This is a genomic window from Actinomadura rayongensis (genome assembly GCF_009831215.1).
Lineage (GTDB): Bacteria > Actinomycetota > Actinomycetes > Streptosporangiales > Streptosporangiaceae > Spirillospora > Spirillospora rayongensis.
Map to the genome: position 1 here is coordinate 128,427 of NZ_WUTW01000009.1, position 24,195 is coordinate 152,621.

The 24,195-nt window shown below is 76.1% G+C and carries 21 protein-coding genes; 14 read left to right on the plus strand and 7 right to left on the minus strand.

Annotated features, from left to right (window positions below):
• The first annotated feature begins 54 nt into the window (after positions 1–54).
• Positions 55–1,581: a Y-family DNA polymerase gene (locus GQ466_RS28325; RefSeq protein ID WP_161106118.1), complete on the plus strand. Its 1,527-nt coding sequence runs from the start codon at positions 55–57 to the stop codon at positions 1,579–1,581.
• Here the strand turns inward: GQ466_RS28325 and GQ466_RS28330 are convergent.
• The gene (locus GQ466_RS28330) at positions 1,572–2,939 is read right to left on the minus strand and encodes an MFS transporter (protein WP_161106119.1); all 1,368 of its coding nucleotides are present in this window, start codon (positions 2,937–2,939) and stop codon (positions 1,572–1,574) included. The genes GQ466_RS28325 and GQ466_RS28330 overlap by 10 nt on opposite strands.
• A 71-nt stretch (positions 2,940–3,010) precedes the next feature.
• Here GQ466_RS28330 and GQ466_RS28335 point away from each other — a divergent pair, with 71 nt between their 5' ends.
• The 3 genes from GQ466_RS28335 to GQ466_RS28345 all read left to right on the plus strand — a co-directional run bounded on the left by GQ466_RS28335 (position 3,011) and on the right by GQ466_RS28345 (position 9,482).
• Positions 3,011–3,997: a GlxA family transcriptional regulator gene (locus tag GQ466_RS28335; RefSeq protein WP_161106120.1), complete on the plus strand. Its 987-nt coding sequence runs from the start codon at positions 3,011–3,013 to the stop codon at positions 3,995–3,997.
• Between the two features lie 31 nt (positions 3,998–4,028).
• Positions 4,029–7,292, plus strand: a complete 3,264-nt coding sequence (locus tag GQ466_RS28340; protein ID WP_161106121.1) for an error-prone DNA polymerase — start codon at positions 4,029–4,031, stop codon at positions 7,290–7,292.
• Between the two features lie 81 nt (positions 7,293–7,373).
• Positions 7,374–9,482 carry a protein kinase domain-containing protein gene (locus tag GQ466_RS28345; RefSeq protein ID WP_161106122.1) on the plus strand — a complete coding sequence of 703 codons (2,109 nt, stop codon included), beginning with the start codon at positions 7,374–7,376 and terminating at the stop codon, positions 9,480–9,482.
• A 3-nt stretch (positions 9,483–9,485) separates the two neighbouring features.
• Here the strand turns inward: GQ466_RS28345 and GQ466_RS28350 are convergent, their stop codons facing one another.
• A complete protein-coding gene (locus tag GQ466_RS28350) occupies positions 9,486–10,424 on the minus strand; it encodes a Ppx/GppA family phosphatase (protein WP_161106123.1) in 939 nt (312 codons plus the stop codon).
• A gap of 339 nt (positions 10,425–10,763) precedes the next feature.
• On the opposite strand from GQ466_RS28350, the gene GQ466_RS28355 reads away from it, so the two are divergent.
• The 4 genes from GQ466_RS28355 to GQ466_RS28370 are packed head-to-tail and all read left to right on the plus strand — an operon-like array spanning position 10,764 to position 14,191.
• Complete coding sequence (locus tag GQ466_RS28355) at positions 10,764–11,810, plus strand: ABC transporter substrate-binding protein (protein ID WP_161106124.1); 1,047 nt, start codon at positions 10,764–10,766, stop codon at positions 11,808–11,810.
• Complete coding sequence (locus GQ466_RS28360; RefSeq protein WP_161106125.1) at positions 11,803–12,621, plus strand: ABC transporter ATP-binding protein; 819 nt, start codon at positions 11,803–11,805, stop codon at positions 12,619–12,621. Before GQ466_RS28355 ends, GQ466_RS28360 begins: the two co-directional genes overlap by 8 nt.
• Positions 12,618–13,403 carry an ABC transporter permease subunit gene (locus tag GQ466_RS28365; protein ID WP_161106126.1) on the plus strand — a complete coding sequence of 262 codons (786 nt, stop codon included), beginning with the start codon at positions 12,618–12,620 and terminating at the stop codon, positions 13,401–13,403. The genes GQ466_RS28360 and GQ466_RS28365 overlap by 4 nt, the downstream gene beginning before the upstream one ends.
• Entirely contained in the window at positions 13,400–14,191 is a 792-nt protein-coding gene (locus tag GQ466_RS28370) for an ABC transporter permease (RefSeq protein ID WP_337193659.1), read from the plus strand. Before GQ466_RS28365 ends, GQ466_RS28370 begins: the two co-directional genes overlap by 4 nt.
• Here GQ466_RS28370 and GQ466_RS28375 read toward each other — a convergent pair.
• Together GQ466_RS28375 and GQ466_RS28380 are read right to left on the minus strand one after the other, a co-directional pair.
• A complete protein-coding gene (locus tag GQ466_RS28375) occupies positions 14,188–14,631 on the minus strand; it encodes a winged helix-turn-helix transcriptional regulator (protein ID WP_161106128.1) in 444 nt (147 codons plus the stop codon). The genes GQ466_RS28370 and GQ466_RS28375 overlap by 4 nt on opposite strands.
• Before the next feature lie 58 nt (positions 14,632–14,689).
• Entirely contained in the window at positions 14,690–15,853 is a 1,164-nt protein-coding gene (locus tag GQ466_RS28380) for a thiolase family protein (RefSeq protein ID WP_161106129.1), read from the minus strand.
• 117 nt (positions 15,854–15,970) lie between these two features.
• Here GQ466_RS28380 and GQ466_RS28385 point away from each other — a divergent pair, with 117 nt between their 5' ends.
• Positions 15,971–16,420: a PH domain-containing protein gene (locus GQ466_RS28385; RefSeq protein WP_337193660.1), complete on the plus strand. Its 450-nt coding sequence runs from the start codon at positions 15,971–15,973 to the stop codon at positions 16,418–16,420.
• Here the strand turns inward: GQ466_RS28385 and GQ466_RS28390 are convergent.
• From GQ466_RS28390 to GQ466_RS28400, 3 genes are read right to left on the minus strand one after another with little or no spacing between them, the layout of a single operon-like run.
• Complete coding sequence (locus GQ466_RS28390; RefSeq protein WP_161106130.1) at positions 16,387–17,271, minus strand: PfkB family carbohydrate kinase; 885 nt, start codon at positions 17,269–17,271, stop codon at positions 16,387–16,389. The genes GQ466_RS28385 and GQ466_RS28390 overlap by 34 nt on opposite strands.
• A complete protein-coding gene (locus GQ466_RS28395) occupies positions 17,264–17,500 on the minus strand; it encodes a hypothetical protein (RefSeq protein WP_161106131.1) in 237 nt (78 codons plus the stop codon). Before GQ466_RS28395 ends, GQ466_RS28390 begins: the two co-directional genes overlap by 8 nt.
• Positions 17,501–17,535: 35 nt before the next feature.
• On the minus strand, positions 17,536–18,138 hold the full coding sequence (locus GQ466_RS28400) for a TetR family transcriptional regulator (RefSeq protein WP_161106132.1): 603 nt from the start codon (positions 18,136–18,138) through the stop codon (positions 17,536–17,538).
• A gap of 75 nt (positions 18,139–18,213) precedes the next feature.
• On the opposite strand from GQ466_RS28400, the gene GQ466_RS28405 reads away from it, so the two are divergent.
• The 5 genes from GQ466_RS28405 to GQ466_RS28425 all read left to right on the plus strand — a co-directional run bounded on the left by GQ466_RS28405 (position 18,214) and on the right by GQ466_RS28425 (position 24,168).
• Positions 18,214–19,017, plus strand: coding sequence for an oxygenase MpaB family protein (locus tag GQ466_RS28405; RefSeq protein WP_161106133.1), 804 nt, complete (start codon positions 18,214–18,216; stop codon positions 19,015–19,017).
• A gap of 150 nt (positions 19,018–19,167) precedes the next feature.
• Complete coding sequence (locus GQ466_RS28410; protein ID WP_161106134.1) at positions 19,168–19,935, plus strand: SDR family NAD(P)-dependent oxidoreductase; 768 nt, start codon at positions 19,168–19,170, stop codon at positions 19,933–19,935.
• Positions 19,936–19,977: 42 nt separating this feature from the next.
• Positions 19,978–20,391: a hypothetical protein gene (locus GQ466_RS28415; RefSeq protein ID WP_161106135.1), complete on the plus strand. Its 414-nt coding sequence runs from the start codon at positions 19,978–19,980 to the stop codon at positions 20,389–20,391.
• A gap of 99 nt (positions 20,392–20,490) precedes the next feature.
• Positions 20,491–21,090 carry a histidine phosphatase family protein gene (locus GQ466_RS28420; protein WP_161106136.1) on the plus strand — a complete coding sequence of 200 codons (600 nt, stop codon included), beginning with the start codon at positions 20,491–20,493 and terminating at the stop codon, positions 21,088–21,090.
• Positions 21,091–21,258: 168 nt separating this feature from the next.
• Entirely contained in the window at positions 21,259–24,168 is a 2,910-nt protein-coding gene (locus GQ466_RS28425; RefSeq protein WP_202421263.1) for a helix-turn-helix transcriptional regulator, read from the plus strand.
• Positions 24,169–24,195: the final 27 nt, after the last annotated feature.

The window sequence follows — 24,195 nt, forward strand, 5'->3', positions numbered from 1 at the left end:
GACGACGGCGGTTGTTCGACGGGCGGGCGCTCCGTGGGCGGACGGGGGGCGCGCGTGACGGCGGATCGGGTGCTCGCGGTGTGGTGTCCGGACTGGCCCGCCACGGCGGTCGGGATCGACGCGGCGACGCCGGGGGCCGTGGTCGAAGGGGGGCGGCTCGCGGCGTGCACGGCGGCGGCGCGGGCGGTGGGCGTGCGGCGGGGGCAGCGGGTCCGGGACGCGCAGCGCCGCTGTCCGGATCTCGTCGTGCGGGAGCGGGACGCGGGGGCGGAGGGGCGGTTGTTCGAGACCGTGGCCGAGGCCGTCGCGGAGCTGGTTCCGAAGGTGGAGGTGGTGCGGCCGGGGCTGTGCGCGGTTCCGGCGCGGGGGGCCGCCCGGTTCTACGGGGGCGAGGAGGCGTTGCGCGTCCATCTGCAGGACGCGGTCGTGGAGGCCGGGTACGACTGCGGCGCCGGGATCGCGGACGGGCTGTTCGCGGCGGAGCTGGCGGCCCGGCGCGGCGGCGGGGTCGTCGTGCCGGAGGGCGGGACGGCGGCGTTCCTCGCGCCGCTGCCGCTGTGGGTGCTGGACCGGCCGGAGCTGGCGGGGCTGCTGGACCGGCTCGGCGTCCGGACGCTCGGGGACTTCGCCGCGCTGCCCGCCGCGAGCGTCGCCGACCGGTTCGGCGCGGACGGCGCGGCGGCGCACCGGCTGGCGCGGGGCGAGGAGCCGCGTCCGCTGGCGCCGGCCGCCGCGACGGCGGAGCGGACCGTCCGGGCGGCGTTCGACCCGCCCGCCGAGCGCGCCGAGCAGGTGGTGTTCACCGCGAAGCGGCTGGCGGGCGAGCTGCACGCGGCGCTCGCGGCGGGCGGGACGACCTGCGTGCGGCTCGCGGTGACGATCGGGTTCGCCGACGGACGCGTCCTGGAGCGGCTGTGGCGGCACGACGGCACGCTGTCGTCGGCGGCGGTGGCCGAGCGCGTCCGCTGGCAGCTCGCCGCGTGGCGGCCCGAGCCGGGGACGGACGACGCGGTGTGGGGCGGCGTGGCGTGGGTGGAGCTGGCGCCCGACCAGCTCGTCCCCGACACCGGACGGCAGCAGGCGCTGTGGGGGCAGAGCGCGGTGACCGAGCGCGTCGCCCGCGCCGCCGACCGGGTGCAGGCGCTGCTCGGGCACGCCGGGGTCGTCCGGCCGCTGCTGGTGGCGGGCCGCGATCCGGGCGAGCGGGTCGTGCGGGTGCCGGTCGGCGACCTGCCGCCGGACGGGCGCCCGGACGGTCCGTGGCCGGGCGGCGTCCCGGGTCCGGCGCCCGCCGCCGTCCCGCCCGAGCCGCTGCCCGCCGAGGTCACCGACGCGGCGGGGGCGCGGGTGACGGTGTCGGCGCGGTGCGCGGTGTCCGCGCCGCCCGCGTGGATCGCGGTGGGCGGCGGCCCGGCCGAGGAGGTCGCGGCGTGGACGGGCCCGTGGCCGGTCGCCGAGCGCTGGTGGGATCCGGCGCGCGCCCGCCGCCGCGCCCGCTTCCAGGTCGTGACGGCGGGGGGCCGCGCGTACCTGGCGGCGGTCGAGGGCGGACGGTGGCGGATCGAGGCCGTCTACGACTGAGGCCGGCGCAGGCACACCAAGGCGGCGAGCAGCGCGACGGCCGTCATGAGCGTCCAGGCGAGCCGGAACCCGGCGAGGCCCGGCGCGGCGCCGAGCACGGCGGTGAGGACGGCGATGCCGAGCGCCGAGCTGATCTGCCGCGCCATCATGAGGACGGCCGACCCGAGCGACAGCCGGTCGGCGGGCAGCGTCGCGGCCGACCCGAACAGCGGGGGCTGGAGCAGGGCCGTGCTGGCGCCCGCGAGGACGGCCCCGGGAACGAACACCGTCAGATAGTGCGGGTGCGGACCGGCCGCGAGCGCCCACCAGCCGGAGCCGGCGGCGAGCGTGAGCCCGCCGAGAACGGCCGACGCCCGCGCGCCGACGCGTCCGACGATCCATCCGGACAGCGGCGACAGCAGCAGGCAGGCGACCGGGATGGGCGCGATGCCGAGCGCGGCCCGCACGACCGGGTAGTGCCACGTCCCGGTGAGGTGCAGGGTGGCCGACAGCAGCAGCGCCGCGAACACCAGGTAGTAGAGGAACACGCCGGACACCGAGACGGCGAACGTCCGGTGCCGGAACAGGTCGAACCCGATGACCGGGTTCGGGTGGCGGCGCATGTGGACCGCGCCCGCCGCGCCGAGCAGGACGGCCCCGACCGCGCACGCGACGACGATCGGCGAGGCGTACCCCAGCTCGGGCCCCTCGACGAACACGGCGGTCAGCGCGGCGGTCGCGCCGAGGACGAGCGCCGCGCCGAGCGGGTCGAGCCGCTGCCGGGCGCGGCGCGGGGCGGCGGGCAGCAGCCGCCGGCCCGCGAGGATCGCCCCGAGGGTGACGGGCAGGTTGATGAGGAAGATCCAGCGCCAGCCCGCCGCGAGCAGCAGCCCGCCGACGACGGGCCCACAGCCCGCGCCGAACGCGGCGACGGCCGTCCAGATGCCCATGACGGTCGGGTGCTCGCGCGCCGGGAAGGCGGGCAGCGCGAGCCCGAGCGACGTCGGGACGAGCACCGCGCCCGCCGCCGCCTGCAGCACGCGGGCGGCGACGAGCACGCCGAGCGTGGGCGCGGCGGCGCAGGCGGCGGACGCGAGCCCGAACAGCGCCATCCCGAGCAGGAACGCGGCGCGGCGGCTGGTGTCGTCGGCGAGCCGCCCGGCGGGGACGAGCAGCGCGGCGAGCACGATCGTGTAGGCGTTCAGCACCCAGGACACGTCGGCGAGCGGGGCGTGCCCGAACGCGTCGCGCAGCGCGGGGAACGCCGCGCTGACCGCGAACAGGTCGAGGATCGCGAGGAACTGCGCCGTCGAGGCGACGGCGAGGACGCGCCAGCGGAGGGAGCGGGCCGGCACCCGCACCGGGGTGATCGTCGTCATGATCGCCAGTCTCGGGCGCCGCCGGACGCCGCACGAGTGGCACGATTGCCGCAGTCCGCTAGATTTCTGCCATGCGCACGCTGGCCGTCCTGATCCTCCCCGGCGCCCCGGTCTTCGAGGTCGCGATCCCCTGCCAGGTGTTCGGCACGCCGCCGCCCGGCCACGAGGACCCCTGGTACAAGCTGCTGCTGTGCGCGGACGGCGGGCCGGGGCCGGTGCCGCTGCGCGGGTCGTCCGGGCACACTGACCTGCCCGGTCTGTTCCAGATGTCGGCGGCGCACGGGCTGGACGCGCTGGAGCACGCGGACACGGTGATCGTCCCGGCGTGCTCGGACGTCCGCGCCGACGCCGCGCCCGCCGCCGTCGCCGCCGTCCGCGCCGCCCACGCGCGCGGCGCGCGGATCGTGTCGCTGTGCTCGGGCGCGTTCCTGCTGGCCGCCGCCGGGCTGCTGGACGGCCGCCGCTCGGCCTCCCACTGGAAGCACGCCCCGATCCTCGCCGCGCGGTACCCGGCGGTGGACGTGGACCCGGCCGTCCTCTACATCGACCACGGCGACGTCGTCACCGGCGCGGGCAACACGGCGGGCATCGACCTGTGCCTGCACCTGATCCGCCAGGACCTCGGGACGGAGACCGCGAACGCCGTCGCGCGGCACCTGGTCGTCCCGCCGCACCGCACCGGCGGCCAGGCGCAGTACGTGGAGTCGCCGCTGCCCGCGACCGGCCGCGACGACGGCCTCGGCCCGCTGCTCCAGTGGGCGGTGGAGCGGCTGGACGAGCCGCTGACCATCGCCGACCTCGCCGCCCGCGCGGGCCTCGCCGGACGCACGCTGATCCGCCGCTTCCACGCCGAGACGGGCACGACGCCGCTGCGCTGGCTGCTCGCGCAGCGGCTGATCCGCGCGCGGGAGCTGCTGGAGCGCACCGACCTGCCGGTGGACCAGGTCGCCGAACGCTGCGGGCTCGGCTCCGCCGCCAATCTGCGGGCGCACTTCGCCCGCGAACTCGGCGTCCCGCCGAGCGAGTACCGCCGAAACCATCGCCCCGCAGTACCCTGACCACGCGGAACGCCGGTCGAGGGGAGAGGGCATGGGGTGGTTCAACCCGTCCGTCCCCTGGAGCGAGCTGGAACGGCGGCTGCGGTGGGGCGGGAACCCGCCCGTCCGCGAGGAGCCGCCGCCCGGACCGCCGCCGCTCCCCCGCCCGCCCGCCGACGCGGTGCCGTGGGCGGAGCTGCACTGCCACTCCTCGTTCAGCTTCCTGGACGGCGCCAGCGACCCCGCCGCGCTCGTCGCCGAGGCGGTGCGGCTCGGCGTCGAGGCGATGGCGATCACCGACCACGACGGGATGTACGGGGCCGTCCGGTTCGCCGAGGCCGCGCGCGGGACGCCGCTGCGCACGCTGTTCGGCGCGGAGCTGACGCTCGGCGCCCCCGGCCCGCGCACCGGCGCGCCCGACCCGAACGGCCGGCACCTGCTCGTCCTCGCCCGCGACCCGGACGGCTACCGGCGGCTCTGCGCGGCGATCACCAAGGCGCAGCTCGCGGGCGGGGAGAAGGGCCGTCCGGTCTACGACCTCGACGCGCTCGCCGACGCGCACGACGGGCACTGGGCGGTGCTGACCGGCTGCCGCAAGGGGCCGGTCCCGGCGGCGCTGGCGTCCGGCGGCGCGGCCCGCGAGCTGGACGCGATGATCGAGCGGTTCGGCCGCGACAACGTGTTCGTGGAGCTGACCGACCTCGGCCTGCCCGGCGACGACCCGCGCAACGACGCCCTGTTCGCGCTGGCCGGACGGGCGGGCACCGGCGTGGTCGCGTCCAACAACGTCCACTTCGCCGCGCCCGGCCCGGACGCGCGGCTCGCCGAGACGCTCGCCGCCGTCCGGGCCCGCCGCGCGCTGGACGACATGGTCGGCTGGCTGCCCGCCAGCGGCACCGCGCACGTGCGGAGCGGCGCGGAGATGGCGGCGCGGCTGGCGCGGTTCCCCGGCGTGCGGGAGCGGACGGCCGACCTCGGACGGTCCTGCGCGTTCGACTTCGCGGTCGTCGCACCGCGCCTGCCGGACTGGCCCGTCCCGGCCGGGCACACCGAGGCGTCCTGGCTGCGGCACCTGGTCGCCGAGGGCGCGCGGCGCCGCTACGGCCCGCCGGAGAACGAGCGCGTTCCGGGCGCGTACGCGCAGATCGCCCGGGAACTCGACGTCATCGAGCAGCTCGGCTTCCCGGGCTACTTCCTGATCGTCCACGACATCGTCCGGTTCTGCGAGGAGAACGAGATCCTGTGCCAGGGGCGCGGGTCGGCGGCGAACTCGGCCGTCTGCTACGCGCTCGGCATCACCGGCGTGGACGCCGTCTACCACGGGCTGCTGTTCGAGCGGTTCCTGTCGCCCGGCCGCGACGGGCCGCCCGACATCGACCTGGACATCGAGCACCGCCGCCGCGAGAAGGTCATCCAGTACGTCTACGACAAGTACGGCCGCGAGTGCACCGCGCAGGTCGCGAACGTCATCAGCTACCGGCCGAAGATGGCGGTGCGGGACGCGGCGCGCGCCCTCGGCCACTCCCCCGGCCAGCAGGACGCCTGGTCGCGCGGCATCGACTCCCGCGATCCGACCGGCGCGCACGCGGACGTGCCCGCGAACGTCCTCGGCCTCGCCCGGCGGATGCTGCGGCTGCCCCGCCACCTCGGCATCCACTCCGGCGGGATGGTCATCGCGGACCGCCCGGTCGGCGAGGTGTGCCCGATCGAGTGGGCGCGGATGGAGGGCCGCAGCGTCCTGCAGTGGGACAAGGACGACTGCGCCGCCGCCGGGCTCGTGAAGTTCGACCTGCTCGGCCTCGGGATGCTCGCCGCGCTGCACGACGCGTTCGACCTCGTCGCGGCGCACCACGGCGTCCGGCTCGACCTGCAGTCCGTCCCGCCCGACGACCCGCGCGTGTACGAGATGCTGGCCGACGCCGACACGATCGGGGTGTTCCAGGTCGAGTCGCGGGCGCAGATGGCGACGCTGCCCCGGCTGCGGCCCCGCGAGTTCTACGACCTCGTGGTGCAGGTGTCGCTGATCCGTCCTGGACCGATCCAAGGCGGGTCCGTCCACCCCTACCTGCGGCGGCGCAAGGGCCTGGAGCCGCCGACGTGCCCGCATCCGCTGATGAAGCGGGCGCTGTCCCGGACGCTCGGCGTGCCGCTGTTCCAGGAGCAGATGATGGAGCTGGCCATCGACTGCGCCGGGTTCACCCCCGCCGAGTCCGACGAGCTGCGGCAGGCGATGGGCGCCAAGCGCGCGCCCGAGCGCGTCGAGCGGATGCGCGCGCGGCTGCTGGCGGGGATGGCCGAGCGCGGGATCCCGGCGGACGTCGCCGAGGACGTCTACCAGAAGATCCTCGGCTTCACCGGCTACGGCTTCCCCGAGTCGCACGCGCAGAGCTTCGCCCACCTCGTCTACGCCAGCGCCTACGTCAAGCGGCACTACCCGGCGGCGTTCACGGCCGCGCTGGTGCGCAACCAGCCGATGGGGTTCTACAGCCCGCAGACGCTGCTCGGCGACGCGCGGCGGCACGGCATCGAGGTCCGGGGCGTGGACGTCAACGCCAGCGCCGCGCACCCGACGCTGGAGGAGCCTGTGCCGCTCCTGGCCCGGCACCCGCACGGGCCGGACGAGCCGCAGCCCGCGATCCGCGCCGGGCTGCGCGGCGTCCGCACCGTAGGCGACGACCTGGCCGAGGCGATCGCGGCGGGCCGTCCGTACGCGAGCATGGAGGACCTGGCGCGCCGCGTGCCGATGTCGGCCGCCGCGCTGGAGGCGCTGGCGACGGCCGGGGCGTTCGGCTGCTTCGGGCTGGACCGCCGCGCGGCGCTGTGGGCGGCGGGCGCGCTCGCCGGGACGGGCCCGGACCGCATCGACGGCGTCGCGCCCGGCGCGGACGCCCCGCCGCTGCCCGCGCTGACGCCCGTCGAGGAGACGCTGGCCGACCTGTGGGCGACGGGCGTGTCCGCGACGCACCCGGTCGCGCACGTCCGGGACGCGCTGGACGACCTCGGCGCCCTGCCCGTCCGCGCCCTCGCCGGCGTGCCCGGCGCGCGGAACGTGCTGGTCGGCGGCCTGGTCACGCACCGGCAGCGACCGCCGACGGCGGGCGGCGTCGTGTTCCTCAACCTGGAGGACGAGACCGGGCTCGTCAACGTCGTGTGCCCGCCGCCGGTGTTCGCGCGGTTCCGCGCGCTCGCCGTCGACTCCCAGGCGCTGCTGGTCAGCGGCCGGCTGGAACGGGTCGACGGCGCGACCAACCTCGTCGCGCACCGGCTGCGGCGGCTGCCGGTGCCGGGCCGGAACAGGTCGCGCGACTTCCAGTGAGCGAGGTGCGCCGGACCCGTCCCGACGGGCAGACTTGGACCTTCCTGTACAGACGCCCCTGACCGGGCGGAAGGTGGTGCAATGGACGGCTCGCAGGAGTGGCCCGCCGGTCCTTCGGCGGCGGACCCCGAGCGGGTCGGGCCGTTCGTCGTCGAGGCGCGTCTCGGCGAGGGCGGGATGGGCGCGGTCTACCTCGCCCGCGCCGCCGACGGGACGCAGGTCGCGGTGAAGGTCGTCCGGCCCGACCTGGCCGGGCACCCGGCGTTCCGCGCGCGCTTCCACGAGGAGGCGCGCAACGCGCTGCGCGTCGCGTCGTTCTGCACCGCCCGCGTCCTGGACCACGGCGAGGACGGCGGGCGCGCCTACCTCGCGACCGAGTTCATCGAGGGGCCGTCGCTGCAGCAGCAGCTCGACACGTCCGGGCCGCTCACCGGCGGGACGCTGCACGGCGTCGCGGTCGGGGTCGCGACGGCGCTGGTCGCGATCCACTCGGTCGGGCTCGTCCACCGCGACCTGAAGCCGGGGAACGTGCTGCTGTCGCGGTCGGGGCCGCGCGTCATCGACTTCGGGATCGCGCGGGCGCTGGACGAGGCCGCCGCGCTCACCCGCACCGGCCAGCTCATCGGGACGCCCGGCTTCCTCGCGCCCGAGCAGGTCTCCGGCGGCGACATCACCCCGGCCACCGACATCTTCGCCTGGGGCTGCCTGGTGGCGTCGGCGGCGAACGGCCGCAACCCGTTCGGGACGGGACAGGTCCACGTCATGGCCGCGCGGGCGCTGCACGCCGACCCGGACCTCGGCGCGCTGACCGAACCGCTCGCGGGACTCGTCCGCGCCGCGCTGGACAAGGACCCGGCGCGCCGTCCGTCGGCCCGCGACCTGCTGCTCAGCCTCGTCGGCGCGGACGCCGCGCCGCCCGCGGCCACGGTCGTCGCCACCGACCCCGGCCACCCCGCCGCCCAGCACACCCGCCTGGCGGGCCCCCCCGACACGGCCCCGCCGGACGCCGCGACGCACCCGTCCGGCGGCCCGGCCCACGCGCCGACCGAGCCCGCGCAGGGACGCCCGCAGCCGTGGCCCGAGCCTGCCACCGAACCCGCGCGCCAGAACGTCCAGCAGAACGTCCAGCAGGGCGGACCGGCGCAGCAGCAGGTTCCGCGCCCGTACGGCGAGCCCGCGCCACACGGCGCCGGGCAGCCGCCGGGGCCGCGCCCGTACGGGGAGCCCACGCGTCCGGCGGAGCCGCCGCCTCGCCCGCGGCGGCGGTCGCGGGCGCTGCTCGCGGCCGGGGCCGCCGTGACGGCCGCCGCCGTCACCGCCGGGGTGCTGTACCTGGTGTGGCCGGACTCGGGCGACAAGTCCGCCGGTTCGGCGAACGGGTTCCCGCGCGACGCGCTGCTGGTGCGCATCGACACCGAGCGCGGCTGGCCCGACACCTGCCACGGCGACATCGGGCGCTACACGCCCGGCGCGGCGGCGCCCGTCCCGCTCGTCACCGGCCCGTCGTGCGACATGCTCCCGCAGTGGTCGCCGGACCGGAAGCGCTTCGCGTTCACCCGCTGGGCCGACCCCGGCGCGAGCGTCTACGTCGGGAACGCGAACGGGACCGGCGTCCGCTGGCTCGCCTCCGACCTGTCGGGACGCAGCCGCGTCGCGTGGTCCCCGGACGGCGCCCGCCTCGCCTACCCGGTGCTGGTCGGCCGCGTGCGGCAGTTCGCGGTGCGCCCGGTGGACGGCGCCGGCACGGCCACGACGATCACCACCGACCCCGCCGACAAGGACGACCCGATGTGGTCGCGCGCCGGGCTCGTGTTCTGGAGCAAGCGGGAGGGCACCGCGCAGCTCTACACGCTCGACCCCGACCGTCCGACGCAGCCGTGGAAGCAGCTCACCACGGGCGACGTCCCGGCGGGCGACCCGGCCTGGTCGCCGGACGGGCGCCGCATCGCCTACACGCGCGGCAAGGACCCCGGCGAGATCTGGGTGATGAACGCCGACGGGACGGGCGGGCACCGCGTCACGACGGGCGCGGAGAACGAGTCCGACCCGTCCTGGTCCCCCGACGGCCGGTGGATCGCCTACGTCCGGGGGCCGTTCACCGACTCGGTCGTCCACGCGATCCGCGCGGACGGCACCGGCGACCGCGTGCTCACCCCGCAGGGCTCGCTGATCGCGCACCCGAGCTGGTGAGCGTCACGGGCGGGGCGTCTCCAGGGTGTCCAGCCGCTGCAGGATGACGCCCTCGCGCAGCGCCCACGGGCAGATCTCCAGCTCCGGCAGCTCCAGCAGGTCCATCGCGGCGTCGGCGACGATCGCCCCGGCGGGGAGCTGCGCCGCGCGCCGCTCGGAGACGCCCGGCAGCGCGGCCCGCTCCTCGGGCGCCAGCTCGGCGAGCTTGGCGGCCCAGTCGGTGAGGTCGGCGTGACGCAGGACGCGGCGGACGAACGGCCCCTCCGACGACGGCGCCGCCCCCGCGATCCGCGCGAGCTGCTTGAACGTCTTCGACGTGGCGACCGCGTGGTCGGGCCGGCCGAACCTGGCGATCTCCCCGACGTGCCGGGCGATCTCGGCGCGGACGTGCTTGCGCAGCGCGCGGACCTCCTCGGGCGGCGGCGGGTCGTCCGACAGCCGGTCGCGGGTGAGGCGGCCCGCGCCGAGCGGCAGCGAGATCGCGACGTCGGGCTCCTCGTCCAGCCCGGTGGCGATCTCCAGCGAGCCGCCGCCGATGTCCACGACGAGCAGCCGTCCCGACGACCAGCCGAACCAGCGGCGGACGGCGAGGAACGTCATCCGCGCCTCGTCCGGCCCGGACAGGACGCGGATGTCGACCCCGGCGGTGTTCCGGATGCGTTCCAGCACCTCCTCGCCGTTCACGGCCTCGCGGACGGCGGAGGTGGCGAAGGCGACGACGTTCTCGACGCCCTTGTCCTCGGCGATCTGGAGCGCCTCGCCGACGAAGGCGCACAGCAGCTCCTCGCCCTCGGCGGTGAGCCGGTCGCCGTCGTCGAGATGGGCGGTGAGGCTGAGTTCCGCCTTGTGGGAGAAGGCCGGGAGGGGGCGGGCACCCCGGTGGGCGTCCACCACCAGGAGATGCACCGTGTTCGAGCCCACGTCCAGCACACCGAGTCGCATGAAGAGGACGCTACCGAATCACACACTGTGACGGTTCCACGCACGGTCTTTACCCTGTCGCGACCCTCCGAAAAGCAACGCTTGGGATAACACTGTCGGAACATCCGGTGACATGACCCACAGCCCACCGGTGTCCTGCGTTGGAGGAACGCACGAAGGTCCGACCAGCGCACACGCGGTTTTGTCCGGACGAACCAACGGCGTGGCGTTGGTAACAAGCCTGCAAAAGAGTTGGCATCACGCAGCAACGTCCCGTTCCTACCTTCGGCCGCAGGCCGGTCGCTTCGTCACGGGCGGAAACGCGTCCACGACCGGCAGCGGAACGAAGATCGGAGACCCATGAGCCACCTCGACCGCCGTACCGTCCTCGTCCGCGGCCTCCAGGCCGGTGGGCTGGCGCTGGCCGGCCCGCTGCTCGCCGCGTGCGGCGACGACGAGCCGTCCAAGGGCGGCTCGGGCCACGGGACGGCCGGGATCCGCCTGGCGTGGATCAAGAACGTGGAGTTCGCCGGGGAGTACCTCGCCGACGCCAACGGCTACTACAAGGCCGAAGGCTTCTCGAAGGTCGACCTCATCACCGGCGGCCCGAACGCGACCCCGGCCGAGACCGACGTCGTGACCGGCAAGGCGTTCGTGGGGCTCAGCTCGCCCGACCGCGTCGGCGCGGCCATCGCCCAGGGCGCCCCCCTGAAGATCATCGCCACCCAGTACCAGAAGAACCCGTTCGCGATCACGTCGATGGCGAAGAACCCGATCCGGACGCCGCAGGACCTCATCGGCAAGAAGATCGGCGTCCAGGCCACCAACGAGGCCGTCTGGACCGCCTTCCTCAAGGCCGCGAAGATCGACCCGAAGCAGGTCACGAAGGTCCCCGTCCAGTTCGACCCGCTGCCGCTCACCACCGGCACCGTGGACGGCTGGATGAGCTACGTGACCAACGAGCCGAACGTCCTCAAGCTCAAGGGCTTCAAGACCGAGGTCATGATGTTCGCCGACCACGCCTACCCCCTGGTCGGCGAGTCCTACATCGCGACGACCGAGGCGATCAAGAAGGAGCGCGCCAAGCTCAAGGCGCTGCTGCGGGCCGAGATCAAGGGCTGGAAGGACAGCCTCAAGGACCCGGCGGCCGGGGCGAAGCTCGCCGTCGAGACCTACGGCAAGGGCCTCGGGCTGGAGGTCAAGGAGCAGACGCTCGAGTCCACGACCCAGAACGGCCTGATCCTCACCGACGAGACGAAGAAGAACGGCATCTTCACGATGTCGCCGCAGCTCGTCGCCGCCAACATCGCGACGCTGAAGTTCGCCGGGGTGGACATCACGGCCGACAAGCTGTTCGACCTCTCGATCATCCAGGAGATCTACAAGGAGGACCCCTCCCTTGTCTGACGTCACCTCCGCCCCCGCCCCGGCCGCGGCGGGGGCGGACGCCGGCGACGGCATCCGGCTCACCGGCCTCCGCAAGGAGTTCCGGCTGGGCCGCCGGACGGTCACCGCCGTTGACGGGGTGGACCTGCGCACCCCGCGCGGCTCGTTCCTGTCGGTGCTCGGCCCGTCGGGCTGCGGCAAGTCGACCGTGCTGCGGATCCTCGCCGGGCTGGAGTCCCCGTCCGGCGGCGAGGCGCTGCTGCACGGCGAGTCGCCCGAGGTCGCGCGCCGCGCCCACCATCTCGGCATCGCGTTCCAGGACGCGGCGCTGCTGCCGTGGCGGACGGTCGCCGCGAACATCCGGCTGCCGCTGGAGGTCGCGGGGATCAAGCCGTCCCCCGGCCAGATCCAGGACCTGATCCGGCTCGTCGGGCTGGAGGGGTTCGAGAAGGCGCGGCCCGCGCAGCTGTCGGGCGGGATGCGCCAGCGCGTCGCCATCGCCCGGTCGCTGGTCGTCGAGCCGCGCGTGCTGCTGCTGGACGAGCCGTTCGGCGCGCTGGACGACCTCACCCGCCAGCGCCTCAACCTGGAGCTCCAGCGGATCTGGACCGAGCGCGCCACCACGACGCTGATGGTGACGCACGGCATCGCCGAGGCGGTGTTCCTGTCGGACGTCGTCGCGGTGATGAGCGCCCGGCCCGGCCGCGTGCTCGCGCTGGTGGAGGTCGGGCTGCCGCGTCCGCGCACGCCCGAGATGCTCCGGACGCCGGAGTTCCACGCGATCCAGGACCGGCTGTCGGAGATGCTGTTCGGCGAGGAGGGCGGCCGGTGACCGCGCTCTCCTTCCGCCGCGTCGCGGTGCCGGGCTGGGCGGGTCCGGTCGCCGGGATCGTCGCCGTCCTGCTCTGCTGGGAAGTCCTCGCCGTGACGGTGTTCGCGGGCGGCCACGCCGTCCCGACCCCGCAGGGCGTGCTGCGGACGCTCGCCGACGACGGCTGGTCGTTCTACGGGCCGCACCTGCGCGGGACGGGCGGCGAGGCGCTGCGCGGCTTCCTGTGGGGCAACGCGATCGCGACGGCGATGGCGCTGCTGGTCGTGCTCGTCCCGCCGCTGGAGCGGGTCGTGACGCAGCTCGCCGTCGCCAGCTACTGCCTGCCGATCATCGCGGTCGGGCCGATCCTCACGGTCGTGTTCGACGGCGACACCCCGATGGTGGCGCTGTCGGCGCTGTCGGTGGTGTTCACGACGCTGATCGGGATGCTGGCCGGGCTGCGCGCCGCCGACCCGGCGGGGCTCGACCTCGTCCGCGCCTACGGGGGCGGACGGTGGGCGATGCTGCGCCGCGTCCGGTTCGCCGCCGCGCTGCCGGCGGCGTTCACCGCGCTGAAGATCTCCGCCCCGGCGGCGGTGCTCGGCGCGATCATCGGCGAGTTCATGGGCCGCGTCCCGGCCGGGCTGGGCCTGGCGATGATCGTGGCGCAGCAGCAGCTCGACGTGGAGCGGACGTGGGGCGTCGCGATCGTGTCCGGCGCGCTCGCGGGCCTGGCGTACGCGGGCATCGCGCTGGTCGGACGGCTCGTCACGCCGTGGGCGCCGCGCGGGGAGAACCCGTGAGCGCGGCGGCCCGGCGGCTCGGGACGACGCTGCTGTCGCTGGTGCTGTCGCTCGGCCTGGTCGCGGCGGGCTGGACGCTGTTCCTGAAGATCCTGAACGTCAACCCGCTCGTCGCCAAGAGCCCGGCGGACGTCTGGACGTACCTGGCCGCCGGCTCGGAGGCGGGCGCGCACCGTTCCACGGTCTGGTCGGGCCTGTGGGTGACGCTACGCGACGCGGGCGCGGGCCTGGTCGCGGGTCTGGTCGCCGCGGCGGCGGTCGCGGTGGCGTTCGTGCTGTGGCGGACGGCCGAGCGGTCGTTCATGCCGATCGCGATGGTCGTCCGGTCGGTGCCGCTGGTCGCGATGACCCCGGTGATCACGCTGATCTTCGGCCGCGACCTGCTCGCGACCACGGTGATCAGCGGGATCGTCGTGTTCTTCCCGGCGCTCGTGAACGTGGTCTTCGGGCTGCGGTCGGCGTCCGCGCAGGCCGCCGACCTGGTGCGCGCCTACGGGGGCTCGTCGTGGACGACGATGCGCAAGGTGCTCGTCCCGAGCGCGCTGCCGGCGTTCTTCGCGTCCGCGCGGATCTCGGTGCCGGGCTCGCTGATCGGGGCGCTGCTGGCCGAGTGGCTGGCGACCGGCAAGGGCCTCGGCTACGCGATGCTGACGGCGGGCAGCTCGTTCCGCTACGACGAGCTGTGGGCGAGCGTCGTCGCGGTGACGCTGGCGTCGCTGGCCGCCTACGGCCTGGTCGGGGTCGCGGAGGCGGCGGTGCTGGCCCGCTACGCGCCGCGCGACCGCTAGCGGCTGAGGGCGCCGCGTCCGGTGGGGGCGTGCAGGCCCTCGCGGGCGGGGCGCCCGCAGTGGGCGCAGACGACCTCGGCCGTCAGCGTCTCCCCGCAGGAGTGGACGAACCGGACGGGCGGATCGTCGGGGTTGAGGTACTTGTCGCCCCACTTCATCAGCGCGATCAGGACGTCGTTCAGCTCGTGCCCCGGCTCGGTGAGGTGGTACTCGTAGCGCGGCGGGTGCTCGCTGTAGCGGCGGCGGCGCAGGACGCCCGCGTCCTCCAGCTTGCGCAGTCGCGCGGTGAGGATGTCGCGGGACGCGCCGGTGTTGCGGACGATCTGGTCGAACCGGTGGAACCCGTGACTGATCTCCCGGACGGCGAGCAGCGACCAGCGCTCGCCGACGATCTCCAGCGCGTCGGCGACCGAGCACTCCCGGGGAAACCGTTCCGCCATGCCGTCCATCCTAGGCGGGCGGGCGGGGGTCGCCCGCCCGCCCGGTGTCAGTGCCGGGTCAGAGCCGTTCGAGGATCGTCGCGTTGGCGAGGCCGCCCGCCTCGCACATCGTCTGGAGGCCGTAGCGGGCGCCCCGGTCCTCCAGCAGGTGGACGAGCGTGGTCATGATCCGCGCGCCGCTGCCGCCGAGCGGGTGGCCGATGGCGATGGCGCCGCCGCGCGCGTTCAGCTTCGCGTCCGGGACGCCGGTCTCGCGCTGCCAGGCCAGCACGACGGGCGAGAACGCCTCGTTCACCTCGAAGAGGTCGACGTCGTCGACGCCGAGCCCGGCCCGGTCGAGCACCTTGCGGGTCGCGGGGATGATCGCGGTGAGCATGTAGAGCGGGTCGTCCCCGGCGACGGCGAACGAGTGGAACCGCGCGCGGGGCCGCAGCCCGAGCCGCCGCGCCGTCTCCGCCTCCATGATGAGCAGGGCGGCGGCGCCGTCGTTGACCGGGGACGCGTTGCCCGCCGTGATGTTCCAGCCGATCTGCGGGAAGCGCTCCTCCATCGCCGGGTCGTAGTACGCGGGCTTGAGCCCGGCCAAGACCTCGGCGGTGGTGCCGGGGCGGATCGTCTCGTCGCGCTGCCCCGCCCAGGCGACCTCGCGGTCGAACTCCCCGGCGTCCCACGCGGCGGCGGCCTTGCGGTGGGACGCGACGGCGAACGCGTCCAGTTCCTCGCGCTCCAGCTTCCAGCGCGCGGCGATCAGCTCGGCGCTGATGCCCTGCCCGATGAGGCCGCCGGGGTAGCGGGCGTTCAGCGCGGGGCCGAACGGGTCGCTGCCGGGCAGGACGGCCGAGCCCATCGGCACCCGCGACATCGACTCGACGCCGCACGCGACCACGACGTCGTAGGCCCCGGAGAGCACGCCCTGCGCGGCGAAGTGCGCGGCCTGCTGGGACGAGCCGCACTGCCGGTCCACGGTCGTGCCGGGCACGCTCTCCGGCCAGCCCGCCGCGAGGACGGCGTTGCGGGTGATGTTGAGCGACTGGTCCCCGGCCTGGGTGACGCAGCCGCCGATGACGTCGTCCACGAGCGCCGGGTCGATGCCCGCCCGCTCGATCAGGGCGTTGAGAGTGCGCGCGAGCAGGTCCACCGGAAGCTCCTCGTGCAGGGCCCCGGACGGCTTGCCCTTGGCGACGGGGGTCCGCACGGCCTCGACGATCACCGCGTCCCGCATGACTCCTCCTAGGTTGGATAATCCAACTGACTACGTCCACTGTGCCGCGCCGAGTTGGATAACACAACTCACCGGTAACGTGCGGGTCGTCACACGCGCCCGGCTACCGTGGCGGACGTGACCGAAGACGACGCGGCGGCCTGGCGCGTGCCGCCCGCGCACACCGTGCTGAAGTTCGCCGGAGCGGTGGTCGTCGCCGCCGTCGCCCTGCTCGCCCGCGACGCGGCGGGGACGCTGCTGGCCGGGGTGGCGGCGGTGGGGCTCGCCGGCCTCGCGCTGCGCGACGTCCTCGCGCCCGAACGGCTGAGCGCCGACGCCGGCGGCGTGACGGTCGTCGCGGGCTACGCCGGACGGCGCGACCTCGCCTGGCCGGAGATCACCGAGATCGCGGTGGACGAGCGGCGCCGCGCCCTCGTCCGCAGCCGCCTGCTGGAGATCCGCACCGAGGACGACCTGTACCTGCTCAGCGCCTACGACCTCGGCGCGGACGTCGCCGACGTCGCCGAAGAACTGGACCGGCGGCGCGCGGCGGCTCAGCCGGGAAGGTCGTCCTCGGCCGACGGGTAGGACGCCTGCGCGCCCGGCGACCGGACCGCCGCCGCGCCCACCCGCACCGCGTACCGCGCCGCGTCCGCGACGCCGTCCCCGCGCGCGAGCCGCAGGCACAGGGCGGCGGTGAACGCGTCGCCCGCGCCGGTCGTGTCGACGGCCTCCACGCGCGGCGCCGGGACGAACGCCTCGCCGGTGCCGTCCGCGACGCACGCGCCGTCCGCGCCGAGCGTGACGACCACCGCGCGCGGGCCAAGGGCGAGCAGCGCGGCGGGCGCGCGGGCGGCGCCGGGCAGCAGCAGCCCGGCCTCGTGCTCGTTGACGACCAGCACGTCGCACAGCCCGAGCAGCGCCGTGCTCGCGGCCGGGACCGGGGACAGGTTCAGGACCGTCCGGGCGCCCGCGTCGGACGCCGCGCGGGCGGCGGCGAGCACGGTCTCGACCGGGATCTCCGCCTGGAGCGACACGACGCGCGCCCCGGCCAGGAACGCCGGGTCCACGTCGGCGGGCGTGAGCCGCGCGTTGGCGCCGGGCGCGACGATGATGCTGTTCTCCCCGTCCGGCCCGACGGCGATGAACGCGACGCCGGTGGGCGCCGGGGTCGTCAGCAGCGCGCGGGTGTCGACGCCCACGATCGCGAGGGCGTCGCGCAGCAGCTCGCCGTGACCGTCGTCGCCGACGCGGCCGAGCAGCGCGACGCGCCCGCCGAGCAGCGCCGCCGCGACCGCCTGGTTCGCGCCCTTGCCGCCGGGGTGGGTGTCGAAGTCCGAGCCGAGCACGGTCTCCCCGGGGCCCGGCCGCCGCTCCACCCGGACGACCAGGTCGGCGTTCGCGGAACCGACCACGACGACCTCGTGCCCGTCAGCCACCCGCGCCTCCTTCGTCCGGCACCAGTTCGGCGAGGTCGACGGCCGCCGCCAGATCGTCCACGGTGGCGTGGTACCCGCGGCCGACGAGCGCGCCGCGCGCCGTGACGAGGAACGCGTCCCGGACGTCCGGCGGGACGCCCGCGTGCGCCGCCCAGACGCGGTGCGCGCCGGTCAGCCGCACGGCCGCCACCCGGATCCCGTGCGGTCCGGACCACCGTGCCGCCTCCATGATCATCACACTACGCCCGGTGACCGGCGCCGGGCTCACGGGGTCAGGCCGCGCGCCGCCGCCGCGACGGCCAGGAACAGTTCCGTGCAGTCGTCCAGCAGCGTGTCGTCCCGCGCGGGATCGTCGAGCCAGGCGGTGAGCGTCTCGGCGAACGCGCCGACGAGGAAGCGGGCGGCGAACTCGCGCTGCCGCGCCGTCGCGCCCGCGCCGAGCCGTTCGCCGACGAGCCCGGCGATGCGGCGGCCGGCCGCCAGCCGGCGCGCGGCGAGCGGCGGGCTCGCGAGCGCGAGGGCGAGCACGACGCGGCCCTTGCGCGGGTCGTCGCCGAGCAGGCCGATGACGCTGCCGAGCGCGGCGCGCACCCGGCCGCGCGCGTCGCCGGGCGCGGCGGCCAGGGCCGCGTGGCCGCGCGCGACCATCTCGTCCACGACGGCGTCGAACACGGCCCCGGTCAGCGCGTCGATGTCGGGGAAGCTCTCATAGAAGTAGCGGGGCGTCAGCCGGGCGGCCTCGCACACCTTGCGCACGGTCGCGGCCTGGAGGCCGCCGGTGCCGAGCAGGTCCAGCCCCGCCGCGAGGAGCCGGGCGCGCCGCTCGGCGCGGCGGTCGGCGGCCCCGACTCCGCCGTAGGTGCGCATGGCGACCATCTTGACACAGGTGTTTCCTGATCGTTTACTTCTGATAACGACCGTTGCCAGACCGAGGGGGTCAGCATGGGCGAGTCCCGCGCCGTCGACGACGCGCTGACCTGGTTCGCGCTGAACGCCGCGACGGCGAACGTCGTCATGCAGCTCGCCCGGCTGCCCGTCGGGCACGGCGTCGCCGCGAGCCGCGTCCCGAGCGGACGCGCCGACCTGCACCCGGTCAAGCGGCTGCGCACCACGCTCAGCTACATGGCGATCGCCTGGTGGGGCGACGCCGGCGAACGGGACACGATGCGCCGCGAGGTCGACCGCTCGCACCGGCACGTCCACTCGCTGCCCGGCGACCCCGTCCGCTACAACGCCTTCGACCGCGACCTCCAGCTCTGGGTCGCGGCGTGCCTGTACCAGGGGACGGTCGACGTCCTCACGGCCCTGCGCCGCGACACCGATCTGGACGCCGTCTACGCCCACGCGTCCCGCCTGGCCACCACCCTCCAGGTGCCCGCCGACCGGTGGCCCGCCGACCGCGCCGCGTTCGCCGCCTACTGGGACGGCGCCGTGGGCGAGATCGCGACCGACGCCGTCACCCGCGCCTACCTGCGCGACCTGATCGCGCTGCGCGGGCTCCCCCGGCCCGTCCGCCGCGCGGCGGGCCCGTTCCACCGCTTCGTCACCACCGGCTTCCTCCCGCCGGCGTTCCGCGCCGAGCTGGACCTGCCCTGGACCGCGTCCGACCAGCGGCGCTTCGACGCCCTCACCCGCGCCGCCGCCGTCGCCGACCGCGCGCTGCCCCGCGCGGCCCGCCGCTTCCCCTGGAACCTCTACCTGCGGGACGCGCGCCGACGCATCCGCCGGGGCCGTCCGATCGTCTGAACGTCTGGGGGGAGGCGCGACGGGTTCGACGCGGCTCGGGGGACGGCGGAACCATCGCCGCACCTCCCGCTCCGAGCGGCGTGCCCGCGTTCGGGGCCCCTATGCGCCCGACCCCTGTAACCTGCACCACCCGCGAGACGAAGGGACGCCATGACCGCCTCCTATGTGGTGACGGGCGGCGCGCGCGGCGTCGGCCGTGCGATCACCGAACGTCTGGCCCGGGACGCGGCGGCGGTCGTCGTCCTGGAACGCGACGCCGACGCGCTCGGCTGGATCCGCGACCACCCGGCCCGGATCGTCGCGGTGACGGGCGACGCGGCCGACGAAACGGTCGCCGAGCGGGCCGCCGACCGCGCCGAGGCCGTCGCGCCGCTCGCCGGATGGGTCAACAACGCCGCCGTGTTCGGGGGCGTCCACGCCCCCGAGGATCCGGCGCGCGACCTCATCGGCCTCATCGCCCGCAACGTCGACCCGGCCGTCGTCGGCTGCGTCACGGCCGTCCGCCGGTTCCTGCGCGCGGGACGCGGCGGCGCGATCGTCAACGTGTCGTCGCACCAGGCGGCGCGTCCGGTGCGGGGCTCGCTCCCGTACGCGACGGCCAAGGCCGCGATCGAGGGCCTCACCCGCGCGCTCGCCGTGGACCACGGGCCGCGGGGCGTGCGGGTCAACGCCGTCGCGCTCGGCTCGATCACCACCGAGCGCTACGAGACCTTCCTCGCCGGGCAGGACCCGGCGGAAGCGGGGCGCGTCGAGGACGAGATGCGGCGGCTGCACCCGCTCGGCCGCGTCGGGCGCCCGGACGAGGTCGCCGCCGTCGTCGCCCACCTGCTCTCGGCCGAGGCGAGCTTCGTCACCGGAGCGGTGATCCCGGTGGACGGCGGACGGGCCGCGCTCGGCCGCGACCCGGAGGAAGCGTGAACCTCCCGCACGCTGCGTGACCGGACGGTTAGGGTGGACGCCATGATGATCATGCGGCGCGCGGCGGTCGCGGCCCTGTTCCTCGTCCCGCTGTCCTGCGGAACCTCCCCGGCGCGCGGCGACGGGACGGTCCGGGCCGGCGCGGAGTTCCAGCTCGCGCCCGGACGGTCCGTGCGGTTCGAGGACGGCGCCGCCACGCTGCGGTTCGACCGGGTCGGCGCCGACAGCCGGTGCCCCGAGGGAGTCCAGTGCGTCTGGGCGGGCGACGCGACCGTCGTCCTCACCGCGACCGAACGCGGGCGCGCCGCGCGGACGTTCGAGCTGCACACGACCGCCGAGCCGGCGGCGGAGACGGTCGGCGGCCACCGCGTGCGGTTGACCGGCCTCGCTCCGGGCAAGCCGTCCGGGGGCCGGATCGCCCCCGGCGCGTACCGTGCCCGACTCCGCCTGGATTGACGGAACCGGCGGCCGTGCCGGGCCGTCCCCTGGAAAGATGCTCGGTGACGGGCGGACGTGGAACGCTCCGCCCGACGGGAACGGGGACGGGGAGAGCCCATGAGCACCGCACTGTTTCTGGTCCGGCACGGCCAGACGATCTGGCACGCCGAGAACCGCTACGCCGGAGTGAGCGATGTCGCACTGACCGACACCGGCCGCGAGCAGGCCGAACGGCTCGGGGGGTGGGCGGCCGGGGCCAAGCTCGACGCCGTCTGGTGCTCCCCGCTCGGCCGCACGCGCGTCACCGCCGAGCCCGCCGCCCGCGCGGCCGGCTGCGTCCCGCGCGTGGACGGGGAGCTGGCCGAGGTCGACTTCGGCGTCGCCGAGGGCCGCACGCTCGCCGAACTCCCGCCCGCGGCGGTCGCGGCGTTCCGCGCCGACCCCGTGACCGGCGCGTTCGAGGGCGCCGAGAACCCCCTGGACGCGGCGGCGCGCGGCGCGCGGGCGCTGCGCCGGATCGCCGCCGAGCACGACGAGGGCCGCGTGCTCGTCGTCGCGCACAACACGCTGCTGCGGCTCGCCCTGTGCGAACTGCTCGGCATCGCGCCCGGACGGTACCGGACGGTCTTCCCCGCGCTGCGCAACTGCGCGCTCACCGAGATCCGCGTGGACGGCGACGCGACCGGCCTGCTCTCCTACAACCTCCCGGCCTCTTGACCTCTCACTGACCATCCCCTGACGATCTGAAGACCGAACCAGGGCGTTAGCATCATGGCCCTGTCCCGCCGGGCGCGGGATCGGTAAGGTGATCGGCGATTCGGGCGGACCGGTCGCACGGCCGGTCCCGGCGCGTCGATCGCCTGTCAGCGTGGGAGTGTGGACGTGATGGGTCGGACGGACCCCTCACCGGGAGAACTGCCCGGTCACCTCCCGCTGGTCGGGCGCGAGGCCGCCCTGCGGGAACTCGACGCGGCGCTCGACGCGCTCGGCGGCGGCGCGCCCCGGTTCGTCGCGCTCGCCGGGGAGCCCGGCGCGGGCAAGTCGCGGCTGCTGATCGAACTGTCGGAGGCGGGCCGGGCGCGCGGGCTGACGGTCCTCGCCGGACGGTCCGCCGAGTTCGAGCAGGAGATGCCGTTCGGCGCCGTCGTCGACGCCCTGGACGACCACCTCGAAGACCACGCCCCCGAGCTGCCCGCGTCCGCGACGGCCCTGCTCGCGACCGTGTTCCCCGCGCTCGCCGCCGCCCCCGGCGCGGGCCTCGGCGAGGCCGCGCCCGCGACGCCCGTCGGCCGCTACCACCTGTACCGGTCGGTGCGGCACCTGCTGGAACAGCTCGCGGGCGGACGCGGCCTCGTGCTGATCCTCGACGACGTCCACTGGGCCGACGACGCCACGATCGAACTGCTCGACCATCTCGTCCGGCACCCGCCGCGCGGCCGGGTCCTCATCGCGCTGGCGTACCGGACCGCGCAGGCGTCGCCGCGCCTCGCGGGACTCGTGCAGGCGGCCGTCGGCGGCGCGACCGGACGGTCCATCACCGTCGGACCGCTCAGCCAGGCGGAGGTCACGCGGCTGCTCGGCGCGTGGGTGCCCGCGCAGCGCTGCGCCGAGCTGTACCGGCTGAGCGGCGGCAACCCGTTCTACCTGGAGGCGCTGGCGCGCAGCCGCGAGCCGCTGATGATCGGGGGCCGCGAGGGCGACCTGCCGCCCGCCGTCGGCGCCGCGCTGCGGCTGGAACTGAGCGGCCTGCCCGAGCGGGCGCTGCGGGTCGCCCAGGGCGCGGCGGTCGCGTCCGACGAGTTCTCCGCGCAGCTCGCCGCGGCGGCGGCCGACGTGCCCGAGGAGGCGGCGCTCGCCGCGCTGGACGAGCTGACCGGCCGCGACCTGGTCCGCGCCGGGACGGGCGGCTTCCGCTTCCGGCACCCGCTCGTCCGGCACGCGGTGTACGCGTCGGCGGCGGCGGGCTGGCGGCTGGCCGCGCACCGCCGCATCGCCGCGCACCTGGCCGGGATCGGCGCGCCCGCCGCGCAGCGCGCCCGGCACGTCGAGCGGGCCGGGCGGATGGGCGACGCCGACGCGGTCCGGACGCTCGTCGCGGCGTCCCGGGCGTTCACCGCGCAGGCCCCGGCGACGGCGGCGCGCTGGCTGCGGGCGGCGCTGCGGCTGATGCCCGAGGACCCGGCCGCCGATCCCGCCGGGCCCGACGTCCCGTCCCGGCTGGACCTGCTGCTGGAGCTGGCGACGGTCGAGTCGGTCGCCGGGCACCTCACGGCGGGCCGCGAGACCGCCCGGACGCTGCTGCGGCTGCTGCCCGCCGACGCCCACGACCAGCGGGCGCGCGCGGCGCGGTTCTGCGCGCTGATGGAGCGGCTGCTCGGCCGTCCGGACGAGGCGCGGGCGCTGCTGCTGGACGAGCTGCGCCGCCTGCCCGACCCGCGCTCGCCCGTCGCGGTCCCGCTGCGGCTGCGGCTCGTCGCCGAGAGCCTGTTCCGGGGCGACTTCAAGGCGGGCCTCGCCGTCCTGTCGGCGATGGAGGAGAACTCCGCCGACGGCTGGAGCCCGGGCACGACGCTGGCGATCAGCGTCCTGCGGCCGATGGCGTCCCACATCGCGGGCCAGACCGCCGAGGCCCTGGCGGCGGTGGAGACCGTGGACCGGCTCGTCGGCGAGGCGTCCGACGCGCTGCTCGCCGAATGGCTCGACGCGATCGCCTGGCTGTGCTGGGCGGAGCAGATGATGGGACGGTTCGAAACGGCCCGCCGGCATTTCGAGCGAGCGGTGAACGTGGCGCGTTCCACCGGGCAGACCTACATCCTCAGCAGCCTGCTGTCGGGGCTGGCGCAGACCTACACCGTCCTCGGCCTGCTGCGCGAGGCGAGCGCCGCCGCCGAGGAGGCCGCCGAGAACGCGCGGCTGCTCGGCGCGGGCCAGCAGCTCACGATGGCGCTCAGCCAGCAGTCGCTCATCGCGGGCCTGACCGGGTCGCCGCGCGAGGCGCTGGAGCTGGCCGAGGAGGCCGGGGCGATCTCGGCGCGCAGCGGCGAGTGGCAGGGCGCGCACGCCCGCTACGCGCGGGCGCGGGCCCTGCTGGACCTCGGCCGCACCGACGAGGGCACGCGCGCGGCCGTCGAGGCGTGCGGCGGGTTCGAGCCGCCCGCCCTGCTGGACCCGAGCACGATGCTCGGCTGCTGCGAGATGCTGGCGGGCGTCGCGGCGGCGCGCGAGCGCGCCGACGAGGCCCTGACCTGGGCCGACCGCGCCGACGGCCTCGCCCATCCCGACCTCGGCTACCACCAGGGGCTGCGCGCGCTCGCGCGGTCGCACGGGCTGCTGGCGCGCGACCCGGCGGGCGCGGCGACGCAGGCGCGGCGGGCCGTGGAACTGCTCACCGGGTGCGGCGCGCGGCTGGCGGCGGGCCGGGCGCGGCTCGCCGCCGGGATCGCGGCGGGCCGCGCGGGCGACGCCGACGCCGCCCGGGCCGACCTGCGGGCGGCGGCCGACGAGTTCGGCGCGTGCGCGGTCCCGGCGCTGCAGGCGCTCGCCGACCAGGAGCTGCGGCGTCGCGGCGGCCCGGCCGGACGGCGCGAGCGCGCCGGCAAGGGCCCGCTGTCCCCGCGCGAGTCGGAGGTCGCGGCGCTCGTCGCCGACGGCCACACCAACCAGCAGATCGCCGACAAGCTGTTCATCAGCATCCGGACGGTGGAGACCCACCTGTCCAACATCTTCACCAAACTCGGGGTGACGTCCCGCGTGACGCTCGTTCGGGCGCTCGCGGATCTTCCGCAACCCGAATGACGCGCAACGCATCGGCTCCCGCGCGCG

Bases quoted from the DNA above. Each gene is read 5' to 3' on its own strand.
- GQ466_RS28330 (WP_161106119.1), bottom strand. From the start codon at position 2,939: ATGACGACGATCACCCCGGTGCGGGTGCCGGCCCGCTCCCTCCGCTGG.
- GQ466_RS28335 (WP_161106120.1), top strand. From the start codon at position 3,011: ATGCGCACGCTGGCCGTCCTGATCCTCCCCGGCGCCCCGGTCTTCGAG.
- GQ466_RS28340 (WP_161106121.1), top strand. From the start codon at position 4,029: ATGGGGTGGTTCAACCCGTCCGTCCCCTGGAGCGAGCTGGAACGGCGG.
- GQ466_RS28345 (WP_161106122.1), top strand. From the start codon at position 7,374: ATGGACGGCTCGCAGGAGTGGCCCGCCGGTCCTTCGGCGGCGGACCCC.
- GQ466_RS28350 (WP_161106123.1), bottom strand. From the start codon at position 10,424: ATGCGACTCGGTGTGCTGGACGTGGGCTCGAACACGGTGCATCTCCTG.
- GQ466_RS28355 (WP_161106124.1), top strand. From the start codon at position 10,764: ATGAGCCACCTCGACCGCCGTACCGTCCTCGTCCGCGGCCTCCAGGCC.
- GQ466_RS28375 (WP_161106128.1), bottom strand. From the start codon at position 14,631: ATGGCGGAACGGTTTCCCCGGGAGTGCTCGGTCGCCGACGCGCTGGAG.
- GQ466_RS28380 (WP_161106129.1), bottom strand. From the start codon at position 15,853: ATGCGGGACGCGGTGATCGTCGAGGCCGTGCGGACCCCCGTCGCCAAG.
- GQ466_RS28395 (WP_161106131.1), bottom strand. From the start codon at position 17,500: ATGGAGGCGGCACGGTGGTCCGGACCGCACGGGATCCGGGTGGCGGCC.
- GQ466_RS28400 (WP_161106132.1), bottom strand. From the start codon at position 18,138: ATGCGCACCTACGGCGGAGTCGGGGCCGCCGACCGCCGCGCCGAGCGG.
- GQ466_RS28405 (WP_161106133.1), top strand. From the start codon at position 18,214: ATGGGCGAGTCCCGCGCCGTCGACGACGCGCTGACCTGGTTCGCGCTG.
- GQ466_RS28410 (WP_161106134.1), top strand. From the start codon at position 19,168: ATGACCGCCTCCTATGTGGTGACGGGCGGCGCGCGCGGCGTCGGCCGT.
- GQ466_RS28415 (WP_161106135.1), top strand. From the start codon at position 19,978: ATGATGATCATGCGGCGCGCGGCGGTCGCGGCCCTGTTCCTCGTCCCG.
- GQ466_RS28420 (WP_161106136.1), top strand. From the start codon at position 20,491: ATGAGCACCGCACTGTTTCTGGTCCGGCACGGCCAGACGATCTGGCAC.
- GQ466_RS28425 (WP_202421263.1), top strand. From the start codon at position 21,259: ATGGGTCGGACGGACCCCTCACCGGGAGAACTGCCCGGTCACCTCCCG.